The organism is Rhodoferax sp. BAB1 (assembly GCF_013334205.1).
Lineage (GTDB): Bacteria > Pseudomonadota > Gammaproteobacteria > Burkholderiales > Burkholderiaceae_C > Hylemonella.
In genome coordinates, this window is record NZ_CP054424.1 from 1,553,080 (window position 1) to 1,573,457 (window position 20,378).

Annotated in this window: 19 protein-coding genes; 11 read left to right on the forward strand and 8 right to left on the reverse strand. The window is 64.4% G+C overall.

What is annotated here, in order from left to right; genetic code table 11:
* The first annotated feature begins 54 nt into the window (after positions 1-54).
* The 3 genes from HTY51_RS07485 to HTY51_RS07495 are packed head-to-tail and all read left to right on the forward strand — an operon-like array spanning position 55 to position 4,066.
* On the forward strand, positions 55-1,014 hold the full coding sequence (locus HTY51_RS07485; protein ID WP_174252156.1) for an alpha/beta hydrolase: 960 nt from the start codon (positions 55-57) through the stop codon (positions 1,012-1,014).
* Complete coding sequence (locus HTY51_RS07490; RefSeq protein ID WP_174252157.1) at positions 1,011-1,898, forward strand: YbgC/FadM family acyl-CoA thioesterase; 888 nt, start codon at positions 1,011-1,013, stop codon at positions 1,896-1,898. Before HTY51_RS07485 ends, HTY51_RS07490 begins: the two co-directional genes overlap by 4 nt.
* Positions 1,895-4,066 carry an O-antigen ligase family protein gene (locus HTY51_RS07495; protein WP_174252158.1) on the forward strand — a complete coding sequence of 724 codons (2,172 nt, stop codon included), beginning with the start codon at positions 1,895-1,897 and terminating at the stop codon, positions 4,064-4,066. Before HTY51_RS07490 ends, HTY51_RS07495 begins: the two co-directional genes overlap by 4 nt.
* Positions 4,067-4,073: 7 nt before the next feature.
* Here the strand turns inward: HTY51_RS07495 and HTY51_RS07500 are convergent, their stop codons facing one another.
* Positions 4,074-4,988, reverse strand: a complete 915-nt coding sequence (locus HTY51_RS07500) for a folate-binding protein YgfZ (protein WP_174252159.1) — start codon at positions 4,986-4,988, stop codon at positions 4,074-4,076.
* Between the two features lie 47 nt (positions 4,989-5,035).
* On the opposite strand from HTY51_RS07500, the gene mltG reads away from it, so the two are divergent.
* The 5 genes from mltG to HTY51_RS07525 are packed head-to-tail and all read left to right on the forward strand — an operon-like array spanning position 5,036 to position 8,885.
* Positions 5,036-6,022, forward strand: coding sequence for an endolytic transglycosylase MltG (gene mltG, locus HTY51_RS07505; RefSeq protein ID WP_174252160.1), 987 nt, complete (start codon positions 5,036-5,038; stop codon positions 6,020-6,022).
* Positions 6,023-6,658: a dTMP kinase gene (tmk, locus tag HTY51_RS07510; protein ID WP_174252161.1), complete on the forward strand. Its 636-nt coding sequence runs from the start codon at positions 6,023-6,025 to the stop codon at positions 6,656-6,658. It begins immediately after the preceding gene.
* The gene (locus HTY51_RS07515) at positions 6,655-7,641 is read left to right on the forward strand and encodes a DNA polymerase III subunit delta' (RefSeq protein ID WP_174252162.1); all 987 of its coding nucleotides are present in this window, start codon (positions 6,655-6,657) and stop codon (positions 7,639-7,641) included. The genes tmk and HTY51_RS07515 overlap by 4 nt, the downstream gene beginning before the upstream one ends.
* 21 nt (positions 7,642-7,662) lie before the next feature.
* A complete protein-coding gene (locus HTY51_RS07520) occupies positions 7,663-8,028 on the forward strand; it encodes a PilZ domain-containing protein (protein ID WP_174252163.1) in 366 nt (121 codons plus the stop codon).
* A gap of 56 nt (positions 8,029-8,084) precedes the next feature.
* Positions 8,085-8,885 carry a TatD family hydrolase gene (locus HTY51_RS07525; protein ID WP_174252164.1) on the forward strand — a complete coding sequence of 267 codons (801 nt, stop codon included), beginning with the start codon at positions 8,085-8,087 and terminating at the stop codon, positions 8,883-8,885.
* A 459-nt stretch (positions 8,886-9,344) separates the two neighbouring features.
* Here HTY51_RS07525 and HTY51_RS07530 read toward each other — a convergent pair whose 3' ends face one another.
* Both HTY51_RS07530 and HTY51_RS07535 read right to left on the reverse strand, forming a co-directional pair.
* On the reverse strand, positions 9,345-9,542 hold the full coding sequence (locus HTY51_RS07530; protein ID WP_174252165.1) for a hypothetical protein: 198 nt from the start codon (positions 9,540-9,542) through the stop codon (positions 9,345-9,347).
* Positions 9,539-10,423, reverse strand: coding sequence for a VC1465 family Xer recombination activation factor (locus tag HTY51_RS07535; protein WP_174252166.1), 885 nt, complete (start codon positions 10,421-10,423; stop codon positions 9,539-9,541). Before HTY51_RS07535 ends, HTY51_RS07530 begins: the two co-directional genes overlap by 4 nt.
* Positions 10,424-10,666: 243 nt before the next feature.
* On the opposite strand from HTY51_RS07535, the gene HTY51_RS07540 reads away from it, so the two are divergent.
* Together HTY51_RS07540 and HTY51_RS07545 are read left to right on the forward strand one after the other, a co-directional pair.
* A complete protein-coding gene (locus HTY51_RS07540) occupies positions 10,667-11,791 on the forward strand; it encodes a PilT/PilU family type 4a pilus ATPase (RefSeq protein ID WP_217448253.1) in 1,125 nt (374 codons plus the stop codon).
* Positions 11,788-14,205, forward strand: a complete 2,418-nt coding sequence (locus HTY51_RS07545; protein WP_174252167.1) for a GspE/PulE family protein — start codon at positions 11,788-11,790, stop codon at positions 14,203-14,205. The genes HTY51_RS07540 and HTY51_RS07545 overlap by 4 nt, the downstream gene beginning before the upstream one ends.
* 12 nt (positions 14,206-14,217) lie before the next feature.
* On the opposite strand, the gene HTY51_RS07550 is transcribed toward HTY51_RS07545, so the two are convergent.
* Positions 14,218-15,132, reverse strand: a complete 915-nt coding sequence (locus HTY51_RS07550; RefSeq protein ID WP_174252168.1) for an adenylate/guanylate cyclase domain-containing protein — start codon at positions 15,130-15,132, stop codon at positions 14,218-14,220.
* A 253-nt stretch (positions 15,133-15,385) separates the two neighbouring features.
* Here HTY51_RS07550 and HTY51_RS07555 point away from each other — a divergent pair, with 253 nt between their 5' ends.
* On the forward strand, positions 15,386-15,727 hold the full coding sequence (locus HTY51_RS07555; protein ID WP_174252169.1) for a hypothetical protein: 342 nt from the start codon (positions 15,386-15,388) through the stop codon (positions 15,725-15,727).
* Positions 15,728-15,745: 18 nt separating this feature from the next.
* Here the strand turns inward: HTY51_RS07555 and HTY51_RS07560 are convergent, their stop codons facing one another.
* From HTY51_RS07560 to HTY51_RS07575, 4 genes are read right to left on the reverse strand one after another with little or no spacing between them, the layout of a single operon-like run.
* Positions 15,746-16,756 carry an LD-carboxypeptidase gene (locus HTY51_RS07560; RefSeq protein WP_174252170.1) on the reverse strand — a complete coding sequence of 337 codons (1,011 nt, stop codon included), beginning with the start codon at positions 16,754-16,756 and terminating at the stop codon, positions 15,746-15,748.
* An 11-nt stretch (positions 16,757-16,767) separates the two neighbouring features.
* Positions 16,768-18,147 carry a tRNA adenosine(34) deaminase TadA gene (gene tadA, locus HTY51_RS07565; protein ID WP_254607014.1) on the reverse strand — a complete coding sequence of 460 codons (1,380 nt, stop codon included), beginning with the start codon at positions 18,145-18,147 and terminating at the stop codon, positions 16,768-16,770.
* Entirely contained in the window at positions 18,137-18,757 is a 621-nt protein-coding gene (locus HTY51_RS07570; RefSeq protein WP_174252171.1) for an FMN-binding negative transcriptional regulator, read from the reverse strand. Before HTY51_RS07570 ends, tadA begins: the two co-directional genes overlap by 11 nt.
* 41 nt (positions 18,758-18,798) lie before the next feature.
* Positions 18,799-20,292, reverse strand: a complete 1,494-nt coding sequence (locus HTY51_RS07575) for a diguanylate cyclase (protein WP_254607015.1) — start codon at positions 20,290-20,292, stop codon at positions 18,799-18,801.
* Between the last annotated feature and the right edge of the window lie 86 nt (positions 20,293-20,378).

Here is a 20,378-nt window from a genome sequence, read left to right on the forward strand (position 1 = left end):
GGTGTACGATCAAAAACTTCGAATCAGGCCACTTTAGCAAGCAAATCCGCCTCCATGAGTCACCAACGCAACCCGCGTGCCCTGCTGACCCCCGCCATGCACCAGGTGCTGGACCGCATGGCGCGGGTGCGGCAGCTGCCCCTGCATGCTCTGAGCCCGCAGCAGGCGCGCCAGGTCTACGAGGTGGGCTCCAGCATGCTGGACATACCCGGCCACAAGCTGGCGCGGGTGCAGGACCTGCAGATCCCGGTACGGGATGGCCAGTCCATCCCGGCCCGGCTTTATGCGCCGACGCAGGACAAGCTGCCGGTGCTCGTCTACTTCCACGGCGGCGGCTTCACTATCGGCAGTGTGGCCACGCACGATGCCCTGTGCCGTCACCTGAGCCATCTGGCGCACTGCGCCGTGGTCTCGGTAGATTACCGGCTGGCACCCGAACACAAGTTTCCGACCGCCTCCAACGACGCCTGGGATGCCCTGCAGTGGCTGGCTGCGCAGGCTGGCGCGCTGGGCCTGGACGGCAGCCACCTGGCCGTGGGCGGCGACAGCGCGGGTGGGACGCTGGCCATCGTCTGCGCCATCGAGGCGCGCGACGCCGGCCTGCCGCTGGCCCTGCAACTGCTGTTCTACCCGGGCTGCGCCGCCCATCAGGACACGCCCTCGCACAAGACTTTTGCCCATGGCTTCGTGATCGAGGAGCCCCACATCACGTATTTCTTTAATCACTACGTCAACACCCCGGCCGACCGCGATGACTGGCGCTTCGCGCCGCTGCTGGCACCCGATGTGGACGGCGTGGCGCCGGCCTGGATCGGCCTGGCCGAATGCGACCCGCTGGTGGACGAGGGCGTGATGTACGCCGACAAGCTGCGCGCCGCCGGTGTGGCCGTGGACCTGGAGATCTACCGCGGCATGGTGCACGAGTTCATCAAGATGGGCCGAGCCATTCCCGAAGCCCTGCAGGCGCATGCCGATGCCGCCCGCGCCCTGAAACACGCCTTCCAGACCGCATGAGCAAGCACACCACCACCCGCGCCGACTTCCGTTTCTTCCACCGCCTGCGCGTGCGCTGGGCCGAAGTGGACATGCAGAAGATCGTCTTCAACGCGCATTACCTGATGTATTTCGACACGGCCATCACCGACTACTGGCGGGCGCTGGCCATGCCCTATGTGGAAGCCATGGAGCAGCTGGGCGGCGACCTGTATGTCAAGAAGGCCACGCTGGAATACCACGCCTCGGCGCGCTACGACGACACACTCGACATCGGCCTGTGTTGCGAACGCATCGGCAATTCCTCGCTGACCTTCCGTGGCGCTGTCTTCCGCGGGGACGCGCTGCTGATCAGCGGCGAGCTGGTCTATGTGTATGCCGATCCGGCCAGCCAGACCTCGAAGCCCGTGCCCCAGGCCCTGCGGGACACGCTGACGGGATTTGAGGCGGGCCAGCCCATGGTGGACATCCGCCTGGGCGCCTGGGCGCAGCTGGGTGAGGCGGCGCGCCGGGTGCGCACCGAGGTCTTCGTGCAGGAGCAGCAGATCCCGCTGGAAATGGAATGGGACGAGGACGACGCCACGGCCCTGCACGCCGTGGCCTACAACCGCCTGGGCATGCCGGTGGCCACGGGCCGTCTGCTGCAGCACGGACCTGATGTCGCCAGGATCGGCCGCATGGCGGTCAGCCGCGTGCTGCGCGGCAGCGGCCTGGGGCGCGACATCCTGCAGGCCTTGATGCAGGCAGCCCGGCAGCGCGGCGACCGCACCGTGGTGCTGCATGCCCAGCGCAGCGCCGAGGGTTTCTACCGTCAGCTCGGCTTCGAAGGGCAGGGTGAGCCCTTCGAGGAAGCCGGCATCCCCCACCTGGAGATGCGCCGGGCGCTGACGGGAGCCGCTGCGTGAAGTTGTTGACGACAGCGACGGACTGGCCGCGCGGCTACGACCGCGTCGTGCTCGTGCTGGCGGCCATGCTGCTGCTGGTGCCGGCCGTCGGCGTGCCCAGCGAGCTTCTGCTGCAGGACACGCTGAAGTCGGCCCTGGTGGCCTTCGGGACGCTGGGGGCCGCTTTGCTGCTGTGCTGGCAAAACCTGCGCACAGCGCAAACGCTGCGCTGGCATCCCCTGCTGTGGCTGCCCCTGCTGCTGCTGGCCTGGGCGCTGGGCAGCATGGCCTGGTCGCACACCTACCTGGCCGCCGTGGAAGCGGTGCGCTGGTTCGTCTTCGCACTGCTGCTCTGGCTTGGCCTGCAGGTCCTGCAGCGCAGCAACCTGTCCATGCTGGCCAATGGAATCCACTGGGGGGCCGTTGTAGCCGCGCTCTGGGCCGCCCTGCAGTTCTGGACCGATTTGCGCCTTTTCCCACAGGCCGCCATGCCGGGGGCAACCTTTTCCAACCGCAACTTCCTGGCCGAGTACCTGGTCTGTGCACTGCCGTTCTCCGTCTGGTTGGTCGCGCAGTCGCAGGGGACGGGGCAAGTGGTGTTGCGGGTCTTCACCTTGGCCTTCACCCTTCTGGCTCTCCTGATGACAGGCACACGCTCGGCCCTGTTGGCCCTGCTGGCACTGACTCCGGTGCTGCTGCTCGTGCTTTACCTGTTTCGGGCACAGTTCGTCTGGCCGGGCTGGTCACGCGCGCAAAAAGCGCTGGCGCTGGCGGTCTTTGCGCTAACGCTGCTGGGCCTGGGTTCGGTGCCTATCGGCAATGCACAGCTACGAAATGAGAATCCGGGCCGCACGACGCTGGAACGCAGCCTCTGGCGCGTGCAACTGATAGCTGCCCAGCAGGAATACGCGGCTGCCGGTTCAGTCGGCACCCGGTTTGCCATGTGGCAGGCCAATGCCCGACTGGTGCAGGCACACCCCTGGACTGGCGTCGGTGCGGGTGCCTGGGAGGTCCAGATCCCGCGCTACCAGGCCGAGGGCATGACCCTCGAAGAAGACTATTACGCCCACAATGAGCCGCTGCAGCTGGTGGCCGAATACGGACTGGTGGGCTGGCTCTTCCTGCTCGCCCTGGTCGCCTACCTGCTGCAGGCCGCATGGCGCACTTGGCAGCTCCGGGGCGGGGCGCATGAGGCCGAGGCACCCGGGCGTGCCCTGGCCCTGGCTTCCCTGCTGGCCCTGACAATCGTCGGTCTGGCCGGTTTTCCCTGGCATCTGGCCGCTACCGGTGCACTCTTTGCCATTTGCCTGTCCCTGCTGGCCGCCTCGGACCGGGTGTTGACTGCGGACACAGCCGCCCCCTGGATCAGCAGGGTCAGTGCCTGGCGCGTGCCGGCCTGGGGCTGGCGCCTGGCGAGTCTCCTGTTGCTGGTCGGCCTGCTGCTGGCAGCGTGGATCCTGCACCAGGCATGGGCCAGCGAATCCCGTCTGGTGCGCGCGGCCCAACTGGCCCTGAGCATCAGTGCCTCGGGGCGTGCGGACGACCCATCATGGGACGCCCACAAGGCAGAGATGCTGCAACTGGTGCGCGAGGGCATCGCCATCCATCCGCACTATCGCAAGATCACACCCATGGTGGCAGACGAACTGGTTCGCTGGGGAGACTGGCGCAATGCCATATGGATCTGGGAATCGGTGGATGTCTCGCGTCCCTACATCGTGGTGCTGATGACCAACCTGGGGCGCGCCTACGTACAAGCGGGTGACCAGGCCCGTGCCCGGTCCTATCTGGAACGGGCGCAGGCCCTGCAACCCCGTGCCGTCGAAGTGCGCTCACTGCAGGTAACGCTGTTGCGGCAGACCGGCCAGGAAGCCCAGGCCCACGACATCGCCCGGGCCAGCCTGGCCCAGGGCATCTACGACTACGAACTGCTGAGCCAGGCCTATCAGCTGGGCGTGCGGCGCCAGGACTGGCCCCTGGCCATCGAGGCGCTGACCCTGCGCGTGCGCGGCTGGCCCGCAACAGCCGTCGAAGGCTGGTTGCGGCTGGCGCAGATCCACGACTCACCCCAGGTGCAGGACCCGGCGCGCGCACTGCAGGCCTACCGTGCGGCCCTGCAGGCACTGCCCGAGGATCAGCGGGAGAACTTGCGCCGGCAGATCCCCCTGCCTTATCGCAACCGGCTTTGAGAGCCCCTCAGATGTCGTCAAGCAGCGGGTAGGGCAGGGGCAGAAGCTGCAATGCCGGTCCGCCGGCCTGTCCCAGTTGCAGGCTGGCTTCTGCCGCCGCCGTCTGCAGGGAAACGATGGCGTCGAAACCGCCATCCGGCGCCGCAGCTGCCTGGGCCACGATGCCGCAAGGCTGGCTGCTTTCCGCCGCGTCGAAAATTTCCTGGCCAGCCTGCATCGCGGCCTCGCTGTGCACCAGATAGCCGCGGCGCTTGAGCGTGCCGCGGAACTGGCTGCGCGCCACCACCTCCTGCCCGGGATAACAACCCTTCTTGAAATTGACGCCCCCCAGAGACTCGTAGTTGAGCATCTGCGGCACGAAGGCCTCGAAGATGGTCTGGGTCAGCGTGGCCACGCCGCTGCGCACCTCGCTCCAGAGCCAGTCCTCGTGTTTCATCACGGTTCCCGCCGGCGCCGGTGTGCCGGCTGGCGCCACCCACAGGGCGCGGGGCATGCCATCGGCCGGGTAGAGATGCACCACGCTCGCCGCGCCGAGATCCTGGCGGCTCCAGGGCTTGTGGTCGCCGGGCACCAGGGCCTGCACAGGCTCACCGGCCAGGCCATACACGGCCCAATCCGCAGTCGCATCGCTGAGCTTGACCTTGGCGCGCAAGACGAACATGGACAGGCGCTTGAGCGTGGGCGCCAGCAGGTCGCGGCTGCAGATCAGCAGGATGTCGGTGTGGCTGCGCTTGAAGGCGATGAAACTGGCCTGCATGCGGCCCTTGGCCGAGCAGAAGGCCGCCAGGCGGGCTTCGGACAGGCCCAGCAGGGAAAAATCCTGGGTCAGCTGGCCATGCAGGAATTTGGCGGCATCGTCGCCTTCGGCGCGGATCACGCCCAGATGGGGCAGGGGGGTCAGACCGTTCTGGATGGGGTTCATGAGGGTGAATTATCATCGTCCACTGTACACATAGGAGCCGTAGGGCTGTGAAATTCATCGCGTCGCTTTTGTTCCTGCTCGCCAGCCTGCTGTTCGCCAGCGCAACATGGTGGCTGCAGCAGCCCCTGGCACTGAAAACCGACACCGTGGAGCTGACCGTCGTGCCTGGCATGTCCGCACGTGCCGTTGTGCAGTCGCTGGTCCAGGGCGGTGTCGAGGTCGATCCGCAACTGCTCTACTGGTGGATCCGCCTGTCGGGTCAGGCGCGCCAGATCAAGGCCGGCAGCTACGAGATCAGCCGCAGCCCGACGCCGCGCACGCTGTTGGCCAAACTGGTCCGCGGCGAAGTGGCACAACGCAGTGTGACGCTGGTGGAAGGCCTGACCTTCACCCAGTGGCGCGAACTGCTGGGCAAGGCCGATCGGCTCAAGTCTGAAATCAAGGACCTGAGCGACAGCGCCATCATGGAAAAACTCGGCCGCCCGGGCTTGTCCCCGGAGGGACGTTTTTTCCCGACGACCTACACCTATGCCAAGGGATCGAGCGACCTGGCCCTGCTGCGGCGCGCCCTGCTGGAGATGGACCAGCGCCTGGCTGCAGCCTGGGCCGAACGCGCACCCGACAGCCCGCTCAAGAGCCCGGACGAAGCACTGGTCCTGGCCAGCATCGTCGAGAAGGAGACCGGGCGCCCGACAGATCGCGCAGAGATTTCGGGGGTCTTCAACAATCGCCTGCGCATCGGCATGCGGCTGCAGACGGATCCGAGCGTGATCTACGGCCTGGGCCCGAAGTTCGACGGCAACCTGCGCAAGCGCGATCTGCTGGCCGACACGCCCTGGAACACCTACACCCGCGCTGGCCTGCCGCCCACCCCGATCGCCATGCCTGGGCAGGATGCGCTGCTGGCAGCCGTCCAGCCGGCACAGACCAGGGCCCTGTATTTCGTCTCGCGCGGCGATGGCACGAGCGAGTTCAGCGCCACGCTCGAAGAACACAATCGTGCGGTCCGCAAATACCAGCTGGGGCAGCGCTGAATGCCCGGTGTGTTCATCAGTTTCGAAGGCATCGATGGTGCCGGCAAGTCGACCCACATCGAAGGCCTGGCCCAGGCTTTCCGCGCCTGCGGGCGCAGCGTGACACTCACGCGCGAACCCGGCGGCACGCCACTGGCCGAAAAGCTGCGCACCCTGGTGCTGAACGATCCCATGGACGCGATGACCGAGGCCCTGCTGGTCTTTGCCGCGCGGCGCGATCATCTGCAGCAACTGATCGAGCCGGCCCTGGCCCGCGGTGACGTGGTCCTGTGCGACCGTTTTACAGACGCCACCTTTGCCTACCAGGGCAGTGGTCGCGGTTTTGAGCCAGCGATATTGAGCATGCTGGAAAGCTGGGTTCAGGCCCTTCCTGTGACATCCAGGCTGCGCCAGCCCGACCTGACGGTCTGGTTCGACCTGGACCCGGCCATCGCTGCGCAGCGCCTGGCCGGCGCCCGTGTGCCCGACAAGTTCGAAGCCCAGCCGGTGGAGTTTTTCCGTCGCGTGGCAGACGGCTACGCCCAGCGCCAGGCGCAGGATCCGCAGCGCTTCGCGCGCATCGATGCCGCGCAAAGCCGCGAAGCGGTCTGGCAGGACGTTCTGTCCGCTGTTCAGAACAAGGGCTGGCTGGCATGAGCGATCTGGCGCCCTGGATTGCGGCACAAAGTCGCCAGTTGCTGGCCCAGCGCGGCCACGCCTGGCTGCTACAGGGGCCGTCGGGCCTGGGGCAGTACAGCCTGGGCCTGTCCCTGGTAAGGGCCTGGCTGTGCGAAGAGCCGACGCAGGAGGGCGCCTGCGGCCACTGCAACTCCTGCCATGCCATCGAGGTGCGCACCCATGCCGATCTTTGCGTGCTGATGCCCGAGACCGTGATGCTGGATCTGGGCTGGCCGCTGGACGAGAAGTCCCAGAGCGACATCGACGACAAGAAGCGCAAGCCCAGCAAGGAGATCCGCATCGAGGCCATGCGCGACGCCATCGAGTTCGCCCAGCGCACCAGTGCGCGCGGTCGCGGCAAGGCCGTGCTGGTCTATCCAGCCGAGCGCATGAACCACGTCACGGCCAATGCCCTGCTCAAGACGCTGGAGGAGCCCCCCGGGGAAGTGCGCTTTGTGCTGGCCAGCGAGGCCGCACACCAGTTGCTGCCCACCATCCGCAGCCGCTGCCTGGGCCACACCATGACCTGGCCTCTGCAAGCCGTTGCCTTGTCATGGCTGCAGGAGCAGGGCGTGGCCGCTGCCGATGCCCGCACCCTGTTGCGCGCCGCCGGCGGTCGCCCCGAGGACGCCCTGCGCTTTTCGGCTTCCGGGCGCGACCCGGCCAACTGGCGCAAGCTGCCGCGGGCCCTGCAACGCGGTGAGCTGGCCGTCCTGGCCGACTGGAGCCCGGCCCAGCTGATCGATGCCCTGCACAAGATCTGCCACGACCTGATGGCTCTGGGCGTGGGTGCCGAGCCGCGCTATTTCGACGCAAGCGACCTGCCGATGCAGACGAACCTGACGGCGCTCAGTGCCTGGCAACGCGAACTGGGACGGGAAAGCCGTAGCGCCGAGCACCCGTACAACACCGGCCTGATGATCGAGGCCCTTGTGAGTCGCGCCCAAACCGCTCTAAACTAGCCCTTTCCAGCACACGCCCCCATGTCCACCGTCGCCCCCAACAGCACCCCCCGGCCCAGTGTCATCCAGCTGGCCATCAAGGAAAAAGCCGCACTCTATGCCGCTTACATTCCCTTGTTCGCCGAGGGCGGGGTGTTCATCCCGACCACGCGCGAATACCGTCTGGGGGATGACGTTTATGTGTTGATGTCGCTTCCCGACGACAACCAGCGCTACCCGGTCGCTGGCAAAGTGGCCTGGGTGACGCCTGCCAAGGCGGCCGGCACGCGGACCCAGGGGGTGGGGGTGCGTTTCCCATCGGACGAGAAATCCCGTCTGCTCAAGAACAAGATTGAGGAAATCCTGGGTTCGCACCTGAGTTCGGACCGGTCCACGCAGACCATCTGATGCCGTCCTCTTGAGCGGCGTCCCGTCGTGCCGGACGCGCTCCCTGTCTTTTGCCCATGTATACCGATTCCCATTGCCACTTGAGCTTCCCGGAACTGCTGGAGGACCTGCCGCGCATCCGTGAGGCCATGCGCGCGGCGCAGGTGACACGTGCCCTGTGCATCTGCACCACGCTGGAAGAATTCGAGCAGGTGCACGGCCTGGCCCTGGGCTATGACAATTTCTGGGCCACCGTCGGGGTGCACCCGGACAACGAGGGCGTGACCGAACCCACACTCGACGACCTGCTCACTCGCGGCCGTCTGCCAAGGATCATCGGCATCGGCGAGACTGGCCTGGACTACTACCGCCTCGGTGAGCGGACCGTGGCCGACATGGAATGGCAGCGGCAACGTTTTCGCACCCATATCCGGGCGGCACGCCAGCTGGGCAAGCCCTTGGTCATCCACACCCGCAGTGCCTCCGACGACACCCTGGCCATCCTGCGCGAGGAGGGCGAGGACGGTACGCCCGGCGCGGCCGGCGGGGTGTTCCACTGCTTCACTGAAACCATGGCGGTGGCACGCGCGGCGCTGGACCTGGGCTTCTACATCTCGTTTTCGGGCATCCTGACCTTCAAGAATGCCGCCGACCTGCGTGAAGTGGCCAGCTTCGTGCCGCTGGACCGTATGTTGATCGAGACCGACAGCCCCTACCTGGCCCCCGTGCCGTACCGGGGCAAGACCAACAATCCGTCCTACGTGCCCTACGTGGCCCAGCAGATTGCCCAGCTCCGCGCCTGCCCCGTCGAAACCGTCGCCGAAACGACCAGCCGCAATTTCGAACGACTTTTCAGCGCTGCGACAGTGCCGGCTTGATCCAGTTTCTTGTCTAAGCACTTAGATAAGTCAGCGCCCGAACTTCTAAAGTCATTTATGGATATGCAATATATCCACATGATTTAAAAGAAAATTTTCCATATTTTCCGATTGCTATCTGTTATCGCTTCATTTATTTTACTTTATACGATGTATAACCTCTGAACGTGGGTTAGCGGTCGGAAGATTTTTCCGGCTTATGTAAAAAAGGGGGCGTGGTTGGCACGCCTGCGGCTGGCTTCTCAGGGCGCGAGGCGGCATCCTTGGCACGCTGCGACCCGTCCCGCGACGTGGCTTGGCTGGCAGGGTGGCGCCAGGTGGTGATAGGACCTTGGGCGGTGTCCTGCGGCTGGGCTTGGCCGGTCGGGTACCCCTCCCGGCGCTCGGCATGGGGCTCTGCCCCATACCCCGAACGCCGGGCCTGAGGCGATGGACGGCCAGCCAGGACGGCGGCGGCGCTCAATCGACTACCTCGGGGTGGTTCATGGCCAGCTCGACGGCTTGGGCGGCTTCCAGCAGGGCGCGGATTTGCTCCCGGTACACCTGCACCCATGCGGGCGGCTCGTCAGGGGAAGCCAGCTCGAAGGCTTGCCCGATGGCCTCGGCATTGACCAGCCGGTCATTAAGGATGTGGACGGCTTGAGCGATGGAGATCATGCTGCACCCCCTGCCGCGCTGGCCTTGCCGGGGGTCTTCGCCCCCGGCAGCGGCTTCGCGCTACGGTCGGTTGAGCAGGGCGCGGCGGGCGGCTTTGTTGCGCTCGTAGGCGGCTTGCTTTTCGGCGCGGGTGAGCTTGACGGGCTCGGCGGCTGGGTGCGGTTGGAGAGTTGTTTTAGATGGCTCCCCGGGGCCTGCGGGCTGTTCGCCAGGTGCGGACCCTGAGCCGGTCTGACCGTCCAGCGGACCCCGCAGGTAGGCATCCAGGGCGACGCAAACGAGGGCGTTAAGGCTGATTCCAAGGTATTGGGCGCGACCGCGGGCGGTTGCGGCGAGGGCCTCAGGTAGTCTAAAAGTGGCTTGCATGGTGTCTGAATGGTATCAGATTGGTTGCAAACCGGTGCTGGGCGACTTGTGTTCTGGCGACTTGTTTTAGATGGGACAAGCCCCCCGGGCTGCGCCCGGGCAGCAGCCAGGTCGGCCAGCGCCATGCGGAGTTGGCAAACCTCGTCATAGAGCGGCTTGAAAGATGCGGCCTTGCGCACCAGCAGCGCCCACCATGAGCCGTCCTGCGCGGTGATCTGGCGACCCTCGGGGGTGATCAACATGCCGGCCTCGAAGCGCCAGCCAGCCCAAGCCGGCGACGGCAGCTCGAAGCGAGCCAGGACGCGGGCCAGCTTGTAGACGGCAAACGGGATGCGGTGCGAGCCGCTTTCCCAGTTATGCCAGGTGCGTTCGGTGACCTGAAAGAATTTCGCGGCCTCGGCCAAGGACCAGCCCAGACGGGCACGGGCGGCCTTGAGGCGTTGTCCAAGCTGGGCGCGGGTGTCCGGGTCATGGGCGCAGGTTCTGCGGTGTTTGGAGCTGTGACTGTACTTCATACGATGTATATTATGTTAATAATTAAAACATCGTGAAAAATGAAGAAATTCTTCGGGGTCTCTCGATTCGCCCGCACTGCACGCGCGAACGGAGCAAACAGGAAACCCGAACCCGCGTTGGCCAAAGGCAGCCCAAGCGGTGACGAAAATTCATTTGTTCATTATGTGAAAAAGTAAAGCTGGAACATGCGGGTGGCCGGTCGCACCAATCCAGAATCGATCCATAGATTCTGGACGCACAAAATGACCACCGAACTTGCCCAGGACCACCACAGCGGGCTGATCGCCTACCTCAAGCTGATGGCACTGCACGGCGCCTCAGACCTGTTTCTCAGCGTCGGCGTGGCTCCGACCCTGAAGATCCAGGGCGCCCTGCGCCACCTGAACATGCCGGCATTACCGCCCGGCGCGGTCAAAAGCCTGGCCGAATCGATCCTGAGCGGATCACAGAAAGAGAAATTCGAGCGGGAGCTCGAATGTGATTTCGCCGTGGCCCTCAAGGACACCGGCCGCTACCGGATCAACCTTTTTGTGCAGCGTGGCCAGGTTGCGATGTCGGTACGCTATGTGAAATTCCAGATTCCAACCATCGAACAACTCTGCCTCCCTCCGCTCATTGGGGAGCTTGCGATGGAAAAACGCGGTCTGATCCTCGCCGTGGGGGCTGCCGGGGCCGGCAAATCCACGACGCTCGCCGCCATGCTGGAGTATCGGAATCAGCACGCCGAGGGCCACATCCTGACGGTTGAAGACCCGATTGAGTACCTCCACAAGCACCGGAAATGCATCATCAACCAGCGTGAAATCGGGCTGGATACCCATTCCTACAAGGAGGCACTGAGCCATGCGCTGCGGGAGTCGGCAGATGTCATCATGATTGGCGAAATCCGGGATCTGGACACCATGCAGCACGCGCTGAACTACGCCGACACAGGCTTGCTGTGCATCTCCACCCTGCATGCAAACAATGCCTACGAGGCGATCGAACGGATTCTCAGCTTCTATCCCGATGAGGCGCGCAGACAGGTCTTGCTGGACTTGTCAATGAACCTCAGGGCCGTGATTGCCCAACGGCTGATTCGCGGCAAGCAGGAAAGACTGGTCCCCGCCGTGGAAGTGATGCTTCTGACATCCCGCATCTCTGACCTGGTACGCCGCGGGCAAGTCGACCTCATCCGGGACGCCATCGCCAAGAGCGTGGAATCCGGCGTACAAACCTTCGATCAGTCTCTGTACGACCTGTATGTCAAAGGCATGATCAGCATGGAGCAAGCCATCGAAAACGCGGACTCCAAGACCGACCTTGCCCTGCGTATCCGGCTGGCCACCCACCAGAACCCGGACATTTCGAGCCTGGAGATCCGGTGACACGGGACGACCTCAAATCCATGCCGGAACTTCCGGGAACGGCCCCCAGCCCGCTGGAACCCCTGCCCTGGCACGACAACCACCACGGCGCCGAGGTGGAAGTGCTTGTGCGCATGCTCACCGGAGAGGTACTCCACGGCACGATACGTCGTGAAGACCAGCTCGAATCGCATGGTTTGCTGCTGCCCGTTCGCCTGCGCTCCAGCGAGCTGATGATTTCATTGCGTGATGTTCGCGCCATCGAGATGCAACATCTGTTCACGTTGCCGCATTCCCTGGAGGCGGACACGTTGGCCGAGCCTGGCCATGAAGCCAGCGAGATCGTGAAATTCCATCTGCATTTCGTCGATGGCGTCGAGTGGAAAGGCACGAGCCTTGGACACCGGATGCGCAGCAGGGGTCTGCAGCTGTACGTCCGCCTGCCGGACAGTAGCTTCAAGCCGGTTTGGATACCGAGATCCGCACTGCTCAGGGTCGGCTTTGATCCGTCTGGGGCATCTGCAGCGCGGCACCCGGCAGACATCAAGTCGCCGGAACCTGCCATGAGGTTGGCAGACGAGCCGGTCAATCTGCCCCCTGCCAGCAACATCACGGAACTGGCCCGGCTTCTCGAATCCAGCCGCAGGCTTCCCATCAAATCGATGGAGCAGTCGCTACTGGAGCTCCACCTTGCAGATCAGGAAGAGATCGAGACCTTGCAGCGAGAATTACCGGACGCCCTGAACGGTCATGGCGAGCAGCTGGTGCGCAAGGGGGTGCTGAGTGCCGACCAGCTTGCGCATGTTCATGCCCGCATCGCCTGCACCCCTGAGGTGAACGTACATGAATTTCTGCTCGAACCGCAGGTGTTCGACCGCCTGCCGCTCAAGACAGCCAGCAGCCATGAGGTGCTGCCACTCGGGTTGATCGGGGGCACGCTCTACGTTGCGTCGGCCAATCCCATGGATCATCAACTTGAGCGTCAGCTCGGGGTCCTGGCCAACTGCACTGTCAAACTCATGTGGGCCGCCAAACCGCAGATACTGCAGCGCTTGTTTCGTGAGCAGCACCCGAATGCAGCGCCGGCCACTGACAGCAATGCGGCCCCTTTCATGGGCGGCAAGGATATCCATGCACTGCTTGATGCAGCCATGACCGAGTTCAAGGTCCAGGGCTCCGAAGAGCGGGATGTCGCCGTCGATGAAAGTTCCAGCTTGGTGCGACTGGTCACGCACATGATCATGGATGCCTATGCCCAGAAGGTGTCGGACATCCACATCGAGACCAATCCTGGCGCGGAGTTCCTGCGAATTCGTTTTCGCAAGGATGGAGAACTGGAGGACTACTTGCGCATGCCCGCCTTTTTGCGCGCGTCCCTGGTCTCGCGCATCAAGGTCATGAGCCGGCTCGATATTTCCGAGAAACGCCGGCCCCAGGATGGCAAGATCAACTTTCACGACTACTCGCCTCTTTCCCTGGAGCTTCGCGTCGCCATCCTGCCGACCCATGACGGCCTGGAGGATGTGGTCATGCGCCTGCTGGCTTCCAGCAAGCCCACGCCGCTCAAGCAGCTGGGGTTGTCCCAGCGCGATGACTCGCTGGTCAAGAAACTGGCCGAGCGATCGTTCGGAATGCTGCTGGCCTGCGGACCGACGGGCTCTGGCAAGACCACCACCCTGCACTCGATCCTGGCCCATATCAATACCGACAACCGCAAGATCTGGACGGCCGAGGATCCGATCGAAATCACCCAGCCCGGCCTGCGGCAGCTTCACGTGAATCCCAAGATCGGCGTCACTTTTGCGTCGGCCATGCGCGCCTTCCTGCGTGCAGACCCGGATGTCATCATGATCGGCGAGATCCGTGACGAGGAGACCGCTGGAATCGCGATCGAGGCCTCCCTGACGGGGCACCTCGTGCTCTCGACGCTGCATACCAACAGCGCAGCCGAGAGTATTGTGCGCTTGCTCGACATGGGCATGGATCCCATGAACTTTGCCGACTCGCTCCTGGGCATCGTGGCGCAGAGACTGGTCCGCGGACTCTGCTCTCGCTGCGCCAAGCCCCGCAAACTCGAAGCAGCGGAAATCGAGGCGCTCATGCTGGAGTACATCGAGGGCACCGAGATAGGACGCGATGCCGGCTGGGCCCGTCTGCTGACGGCAGCCAATGTGACCAACCCTGATCAGCTGCAGGTTCTGGAGCCAACCGGATGCGAGTACTGCAGGGGAACCGGCTACAAGGGCCGCATCGGTATTTATGAAATCCTGGAAAACAGTCTCACCATCAAGCGCCTGATCCAGACCCGCACCGGCAGCAGTGAAATCCTGACAGAGGCCCTGCGACACGGCATGCGCAGCCTGCGGCACGATGCCCTGGAAAAGGTGGTGCAGGGCAGGATCGATCTGAAACAGGCGCGCATGGCCTATCTCTGACCCGTCGGCCGGCTAGGTGACCTCGAAACTCACCGTTGGCGCACTGGCGTCGGTAAATGAGGCGCCCAATGCGATCTGACCCCGACCATGCAAGACACACTCCTCCCGGCGCAGCAGGAGTTCGGAACGGGCACCCACAAAACGGATCCAGGTACCGTAGCTGCTCATGTCGATCAGCATGATGCGACCGTGGCGCCACTCCAGTCGGGCATGGGTGCGTGACACCCGAGGATCAGCCACGACGAATTCGCAGTGGCGTATGCGCCCCATGTGTACCGGCAGCTCAAAAGCGCGGAAAACACGCTGCTGATCACCCCAGGCCAGATGGACTTCCTGGCCCAGGGCATCGGCCTTGGCGGCCTTGCTCATGGGGTCGATGTCACCCTGCATGGTGATGAAATCGGTGGACTGGTCCTCATGCCACTCGACCTGGTAGACATTGCAGGGCTCGACCCGGCCACGTACGCTGATCGGACCCAATGGCCGGTAGCGTATGCCGTTGGCACGGCTGGAATAGTCGATATCCGGACTTTCAGCCCATATTTCATGCGGGCCGGCCAGATCACACAGGCGCGAAGCGATATTGACTGCATCGCCGTAGCAGTCACCATTGACGATCTCGACCTCTCCGGTGGCCACCCCGACCCGTATCGGCAGGTGCTCAGCCAGGGGCTGCTGCAGGAGATTCAACTGGTGCTGGCGCTGCATATCCACGACGGCATTGACCGCCACGGTGGCGTCCTTGAACACGGTCAGGACGCCATCGCCCAGAGTCTTGATGACCTGCCCCCCCTGGGCTTGCAGCACTTCACAGATCCAGCGCGTCAACTGCGTGACGGCACGGGTGGCCCTGATATTGCCTAGTGACTCGAAAACGGAGGTGCTGCCGGTCAGATCAGTGAAAACGACGGTGGTGTTGACACCCATGCGCGGACTTGATTGATTTCTTCTGAGGATAGTTTAGGGCATCGCAGATCGCTTGGATACCGAGGCTCTACCCTCGGACCTGTCGGCTGGACAAGCATACAGCCTGCGATGTTGCTTGATGTATCTTGGGTAAATTATTGATTTATATGTTGTTTTAGGATGACATTCAGGGCATAAATCGATTGTGGGAAATCCGCTGTGAAATTACTCTGCGGAAGTCGTTGAGTCGGTCGATCCATACATACAAGAACCCATGAACAAACTGGCCAGTCAATTCATCAGCAGCATGCAAGGACTGCTGGGCCGCCCGCTGGCTGAGGAAGCCCATGCCACGGTCCGCATCGAGGACATCCGCCAGGCCATGCTGGATTCCCTCGGTGACGAGGGGTGCACCAGCTACCCGCACATCGAGCGGCGTGTGCTCTTTGCCCCGGATCTGCAAGGCCTGTGGTATCTGCGCGCCGACATCATGGTCGCCATCTCGTCCCTGCAGGGCGAAGGCGTGGCCAACCAGAAAATACGCATCATCACGGGCATGTTTGAGGGCCTGCTGCCCAGGGGCATGATCTCGCGGCCGGGCGCCCTGAGCCGCTGAGCTTTTCAGGCACGCTAATCAGTGCGCGTGGGCATGGCCCCACAGCAGCAGCGCATCGCGTCCCTGCACCACCAGATCACAGGCCTGTCCGACGGGCAGCAGCACCTTGGTGGGTACGTGCCCGAAAGGCAGATTGGTCAGGACAGGAACCTTGAGCTGGCTGCGCAGCCAGTTGATGACAGTCTGCAGCTTGAACCCCTTGTCGTGTGGCACCAGCTTGTAGCCGGTGAACTGCCCCAGCATGATCGCCTTCTGTTGTGCCAGCACACCGGCGTGCAGCAGCTGGGTCAGCATGCGCTCGATCCGGTAGGGGTGCTCGGCCACATCCTCCAGAAACAGGATGCCATCCTTCACGCCCGGGAAAAACGGCGTTCCCAGCAGGGAACACAACACGGCCAGATTGCCGCCCCAGAGCACGCCGTCGTCCACCTTGAAGTTGGCCGAATCACCCAGACGGCGGGCGTGAAATGCACCGGCCACGGCGATGTCGGCTTCGCGCTCCTTGTGCTGGCGCCAGCCCGTGCCCTCCCCCTGCCCCTGGACCATGTCTTCAAAACAGGCCTCCATGATCTCGTCCGGGCCGCCATGGTGCCCAGCGCCATGGCCATCAGCCGCGTCCGCCTGGTCACTCACCCCAAAACCCTCGCACAGGGAAGGTCCGGCCCAGGTCACTGCGCCTGATTGGGCCAGAACCGCCAGCTGGAAGGCCGTGAAATCGCTCAGACCGACGAACTGCGTGCCTTTTTCGATCGCCTTGGCCACGCGCTTGTAGGGAATGCCTGGAAGGATACGGGACAGGCCGTAGCCCCCGCGCGAAATCATCGCCACGTCGGCACCACTGGCAGCCGCCCGGTCGATGGCGGCCAGTCGCGTCGCGTCGTCACCGGCAAAGCGCTGATGGCTGGCCAGTGCCGCCTCGTCGGTCTCGACCTCATGGCCCAGGGCCTGCAGGCGCTTGACGCCCCGACGGAAAGCTGCCTTGTCGCGCACGGCACCCGAGGGCGAATAGATGTAGATGTGTTTCTTCATGAAGCTGCTGATTATCGCGGCGAGAAATGACGCAGCGCCGCCTGGGCGATCGCCTCCCCCTGCTCCTGGACGAAATGCCCAGCCCGCTCCACGCGCATCGGCTCGGGACAGCCTCGTATCGTCTGCTGCAAGGGCTGCATGACCGGCCAGCCCAGCACGGGATCTTGCATGCCCACGGCCATCAGACAACGGCCCTGCCATTGCTGCTGCCAGAAATCACGCGCCTGGCGCGAAATGGCGGCGCCATCGGCATCGGGCGTATCCGGCACCATGGGCGGAAACGCCCGCAATGCCGCGCGATGGCCGCGATCCGGGAAGGGTGCGTCATAGGCCGCAGCTTCCTGTTGAGTCATCAAGGGGTTGCCGCGTGACAGCAGGCGTCCGACGCTGTAATCCGGTTTTTTGGCGCACATCTCGCGCCAGGCCAGAAACCCCGCCGGCAAGGGCTGATCGCCGGTGGCCAGCAGGGTGTTCATCACCAGCAGATCCTGGTAACGCTGCGGTGCCGCCATGGGCAGGGTCAGGCCCAGCAGCCCGCCCCAGTCCTGCACGACCAGCACGATATTGCTCAGATCGAGCCGTTCGACGAACTCCAGCAGCACCTGACGGTGCCAGCTGAAGCTGTGGGCGGATTCCCTCTTGGGCTTGTCGCTGCGACCGAAACCGATCAAGTCCGGCGCCACGACCCGGTTGCCGGCCGCCAGGAAAACCGGAACCATCTTGCGGTAGAGGTAGCTCCAGCTCGGGTTGCCGTGCAGGCACAGCCAGGTCATCGGAGCATCATGCGGACCTTCGTCCAGGTAATGCAGGCGCAGGCCGGCCAGCGCCGGCAGGTCGCTGAGGTAGTGTGGCGCCCAGGGATACGCCGGCAGGTCGACAAAACACGCGTCGGGTGTACGCACGGCGTCTTCGCGCACCGGCTGGCTCAGGCGACGCTGCGCCTCCCGTTTGCGCTGGAAAAAGTCCTGCAGGAGCGCGCCGCATTCCTGCGCCAGCACACCTCCCTGCACGGCTGTCTGGTGGTTGAGCTGCGACTGGGCGAACAGGTCCAGCACCGAACCGGCCGCGCCGGTCTTGGGATCGGGTGCGCCGAACACCACGCGCTTGAGCCGGGCGTGCAGCAAAGCGCCGGCGCACATGGGACAGGGTTCCAGCGTGACGTAGAGCTCGCAATCCTCCAGCCGGTAGTTGCCGAGTCTGGCGGCCCCAGCGCGCAAGGCCCGGATCTCGGCATGCGCCGTGGGGTCCTGGCTGACTATGGGCGCGTTGTGGCCGGTCGCGATCACGACGCCCTGGTGCACCAGCACGGCGCCCACCGGCACCTCGCCGGCCTCGGCGGCCTGGCGCGCCAGCGCCAGGGCCTGTTCCATGAAGACGGTTTCAGTGGCCATGCAGCCCCAGGCGTTCCATCCAGGCCGCCAGTTCGCGCTCGTTGGCATTGCCCGCGGCGTAAGCGGCTTTCATCGCCGCGTGCGCTTCGGGACGGTGCTGGTTCAGCTTGAGCTTGCACTGCAGTGCCGTCACACGCAGCTCGAAAGCCACGATGCCGGCCAGCATCTTGTGCGCATAGTCCTCCCCCAGGCTGCGCCACTGTGCTGCGTAGGCCGGCTCATGGTCGCCGATGAGCTTTTTCAGCAGCCCGTCCTTGGCCTCGGCGCCCTCGACCAGGCTGGCCTGCACGGTGCAGTGCACGGCCAGGTAGTTCCAGGTGGGGACACGCGCCAGGTCAGGATAGACACTGGCCGACATATAGGCATGCGGCCCCATGAAGGTCACCACGGCCTGCGGGCGGGCCTGCAGATAGCGCCAGTGCGGGTTGGGCCGGGCCACGTGCCCGAGCAGTACCAGTTGCTCGCCTTCTTCCTGCACATGCAAGGGCAGGTGCGTGACATAGGGCAGGCCTTCGTCATCCGGGCAGATGAGGCTGGCAAAGGGAAACCCGCGCATCAGGGCCAGGGCATGCGCGCGATCTTCGGATCGGAATTGGGGAGGCAGGTACATGGTGTTCCCCGAGAGTCTATCCCGACCGCACACCCCAGTCCTCAGGCAAGCGCCGCCACAACCGTGCGGTTGCGCCCCTGCTGCTTGGCGGCGTACAGCGCCTGATCGGCCCGCTTCAGGGCCGCCTCGGGTGAGCGGTCGTCGGCGGCCATGAGGCTGGCGCCGATGCTGATGCTGTAAGCAATCTCGTGCTTGCCGTAGGCGACCGGGCTGCGCCCTGCTTGCTCCCGCAGACGCTCGGCCAGCGTGCGCAAGCCGTCCAGGTCGGTGTTGGGCAGGATCACGACAAACTCCTCGCCCCCCCAGCGCCCGGCGCTGTCGATGCCACGCAAGTGCAGGCGCAGCTGCCCGGCCAGCGCCCGTATCACGGCATCACCGGCATCGTGCCCGTACTGGTCGTTGATGGCTTTGAAATGGTCGATATCGATCATCAGCAGCCCGGAGGGCTCGCCGCGCAAGGCCCGCTTCCATTGCTCCTGTATGCAGGATTCGCTGACGCGCCGGTTGTTCAGGCCGGTCAGGGCATCGGTACGCGCCATGACCGCGAGCTCGGCATTGGCCTGTTCCAGCTTGTGGATGAGTTCGCTGGACAGGGCTTGCCAACGCATGAAAAGACGGTAGCCGAAAAAGGCCAGGAACAGGATGATGAGCGCGAAGATCCAGTAGAACACCCAGCCGGTGGCACGCAGGATTTCGGCTGCCTGCACGATCGTCGCGGTTTCACCGCCCTCGATCGCCTGCCCGATCCGGCTGCTGCCCAGGCCGATCGTGGCAAAGCCATAGGCCAGCACCCCCAGCAGCATGACCGCGATGAGCTGAAGCACCCGACGGCGTTGCTGCGGTACATCCTGGTTCATGTAGGCCGGGTTGTCCCGCTGCCAGCGTACGATGGCAGGCTGGCTGGCGTACAGCAGCGGCCCCACCAACAGCACGCTCTGGAGAAAGGCCCCCAGCCACCAGCCCTGCCAGATCGGCAGTGCGGCGGTGGTGTCGATGCGGTTGGTATAGCACCAGACCAGCGCTCCGGCGGAACCGAACACACTGGCGACAAACGACAGGGGGATGTAGACCAGCAGGGACTCCAGCGTGCGCAGTCTGCGCGACACGGCAACCGCGCGATAGCCCAGCACCAGCACGGCAAAGCCCAGGGGATTGGCACAGGCAAACAGCAGCGACCAGGCCAGTGGCATGCCGGCATAAAGTGCCAGTGAGAGCGTGGCCAGGTAAGCCGGGATCGCCCCCCACCACCAGCCGAAACTCAGGGTCCACCAGAGGCAGATCAGCAGCGGTGGGTAGACGGTGATGTAGATGTCCACCCCGCCAAAGGACAGTGGCAGACCGGACCACTGCTGGGTCACCGTGGCCAGGCCCAGGAGGATGCTGAGGACGATGCTGAGCAGCCAGCCACCGAGCGTGACAACAAGTGTGCGGCGGGAAGCTCGCTGCCAGAGCCGCCGAAAAGCCACGGAACGGAATGCCTCCAGCGTGCCCTGGGCCAGGGGCAGGACATCGTGATCGGGCAGCCGTTTGCTCACATCCGCATGATGGCATGTTCCGGCCCGAAGGTCACCCCCGCTTGATCGGTCTGCATGACCGCGCTGGCCTGCATGGCAGGCTTCTG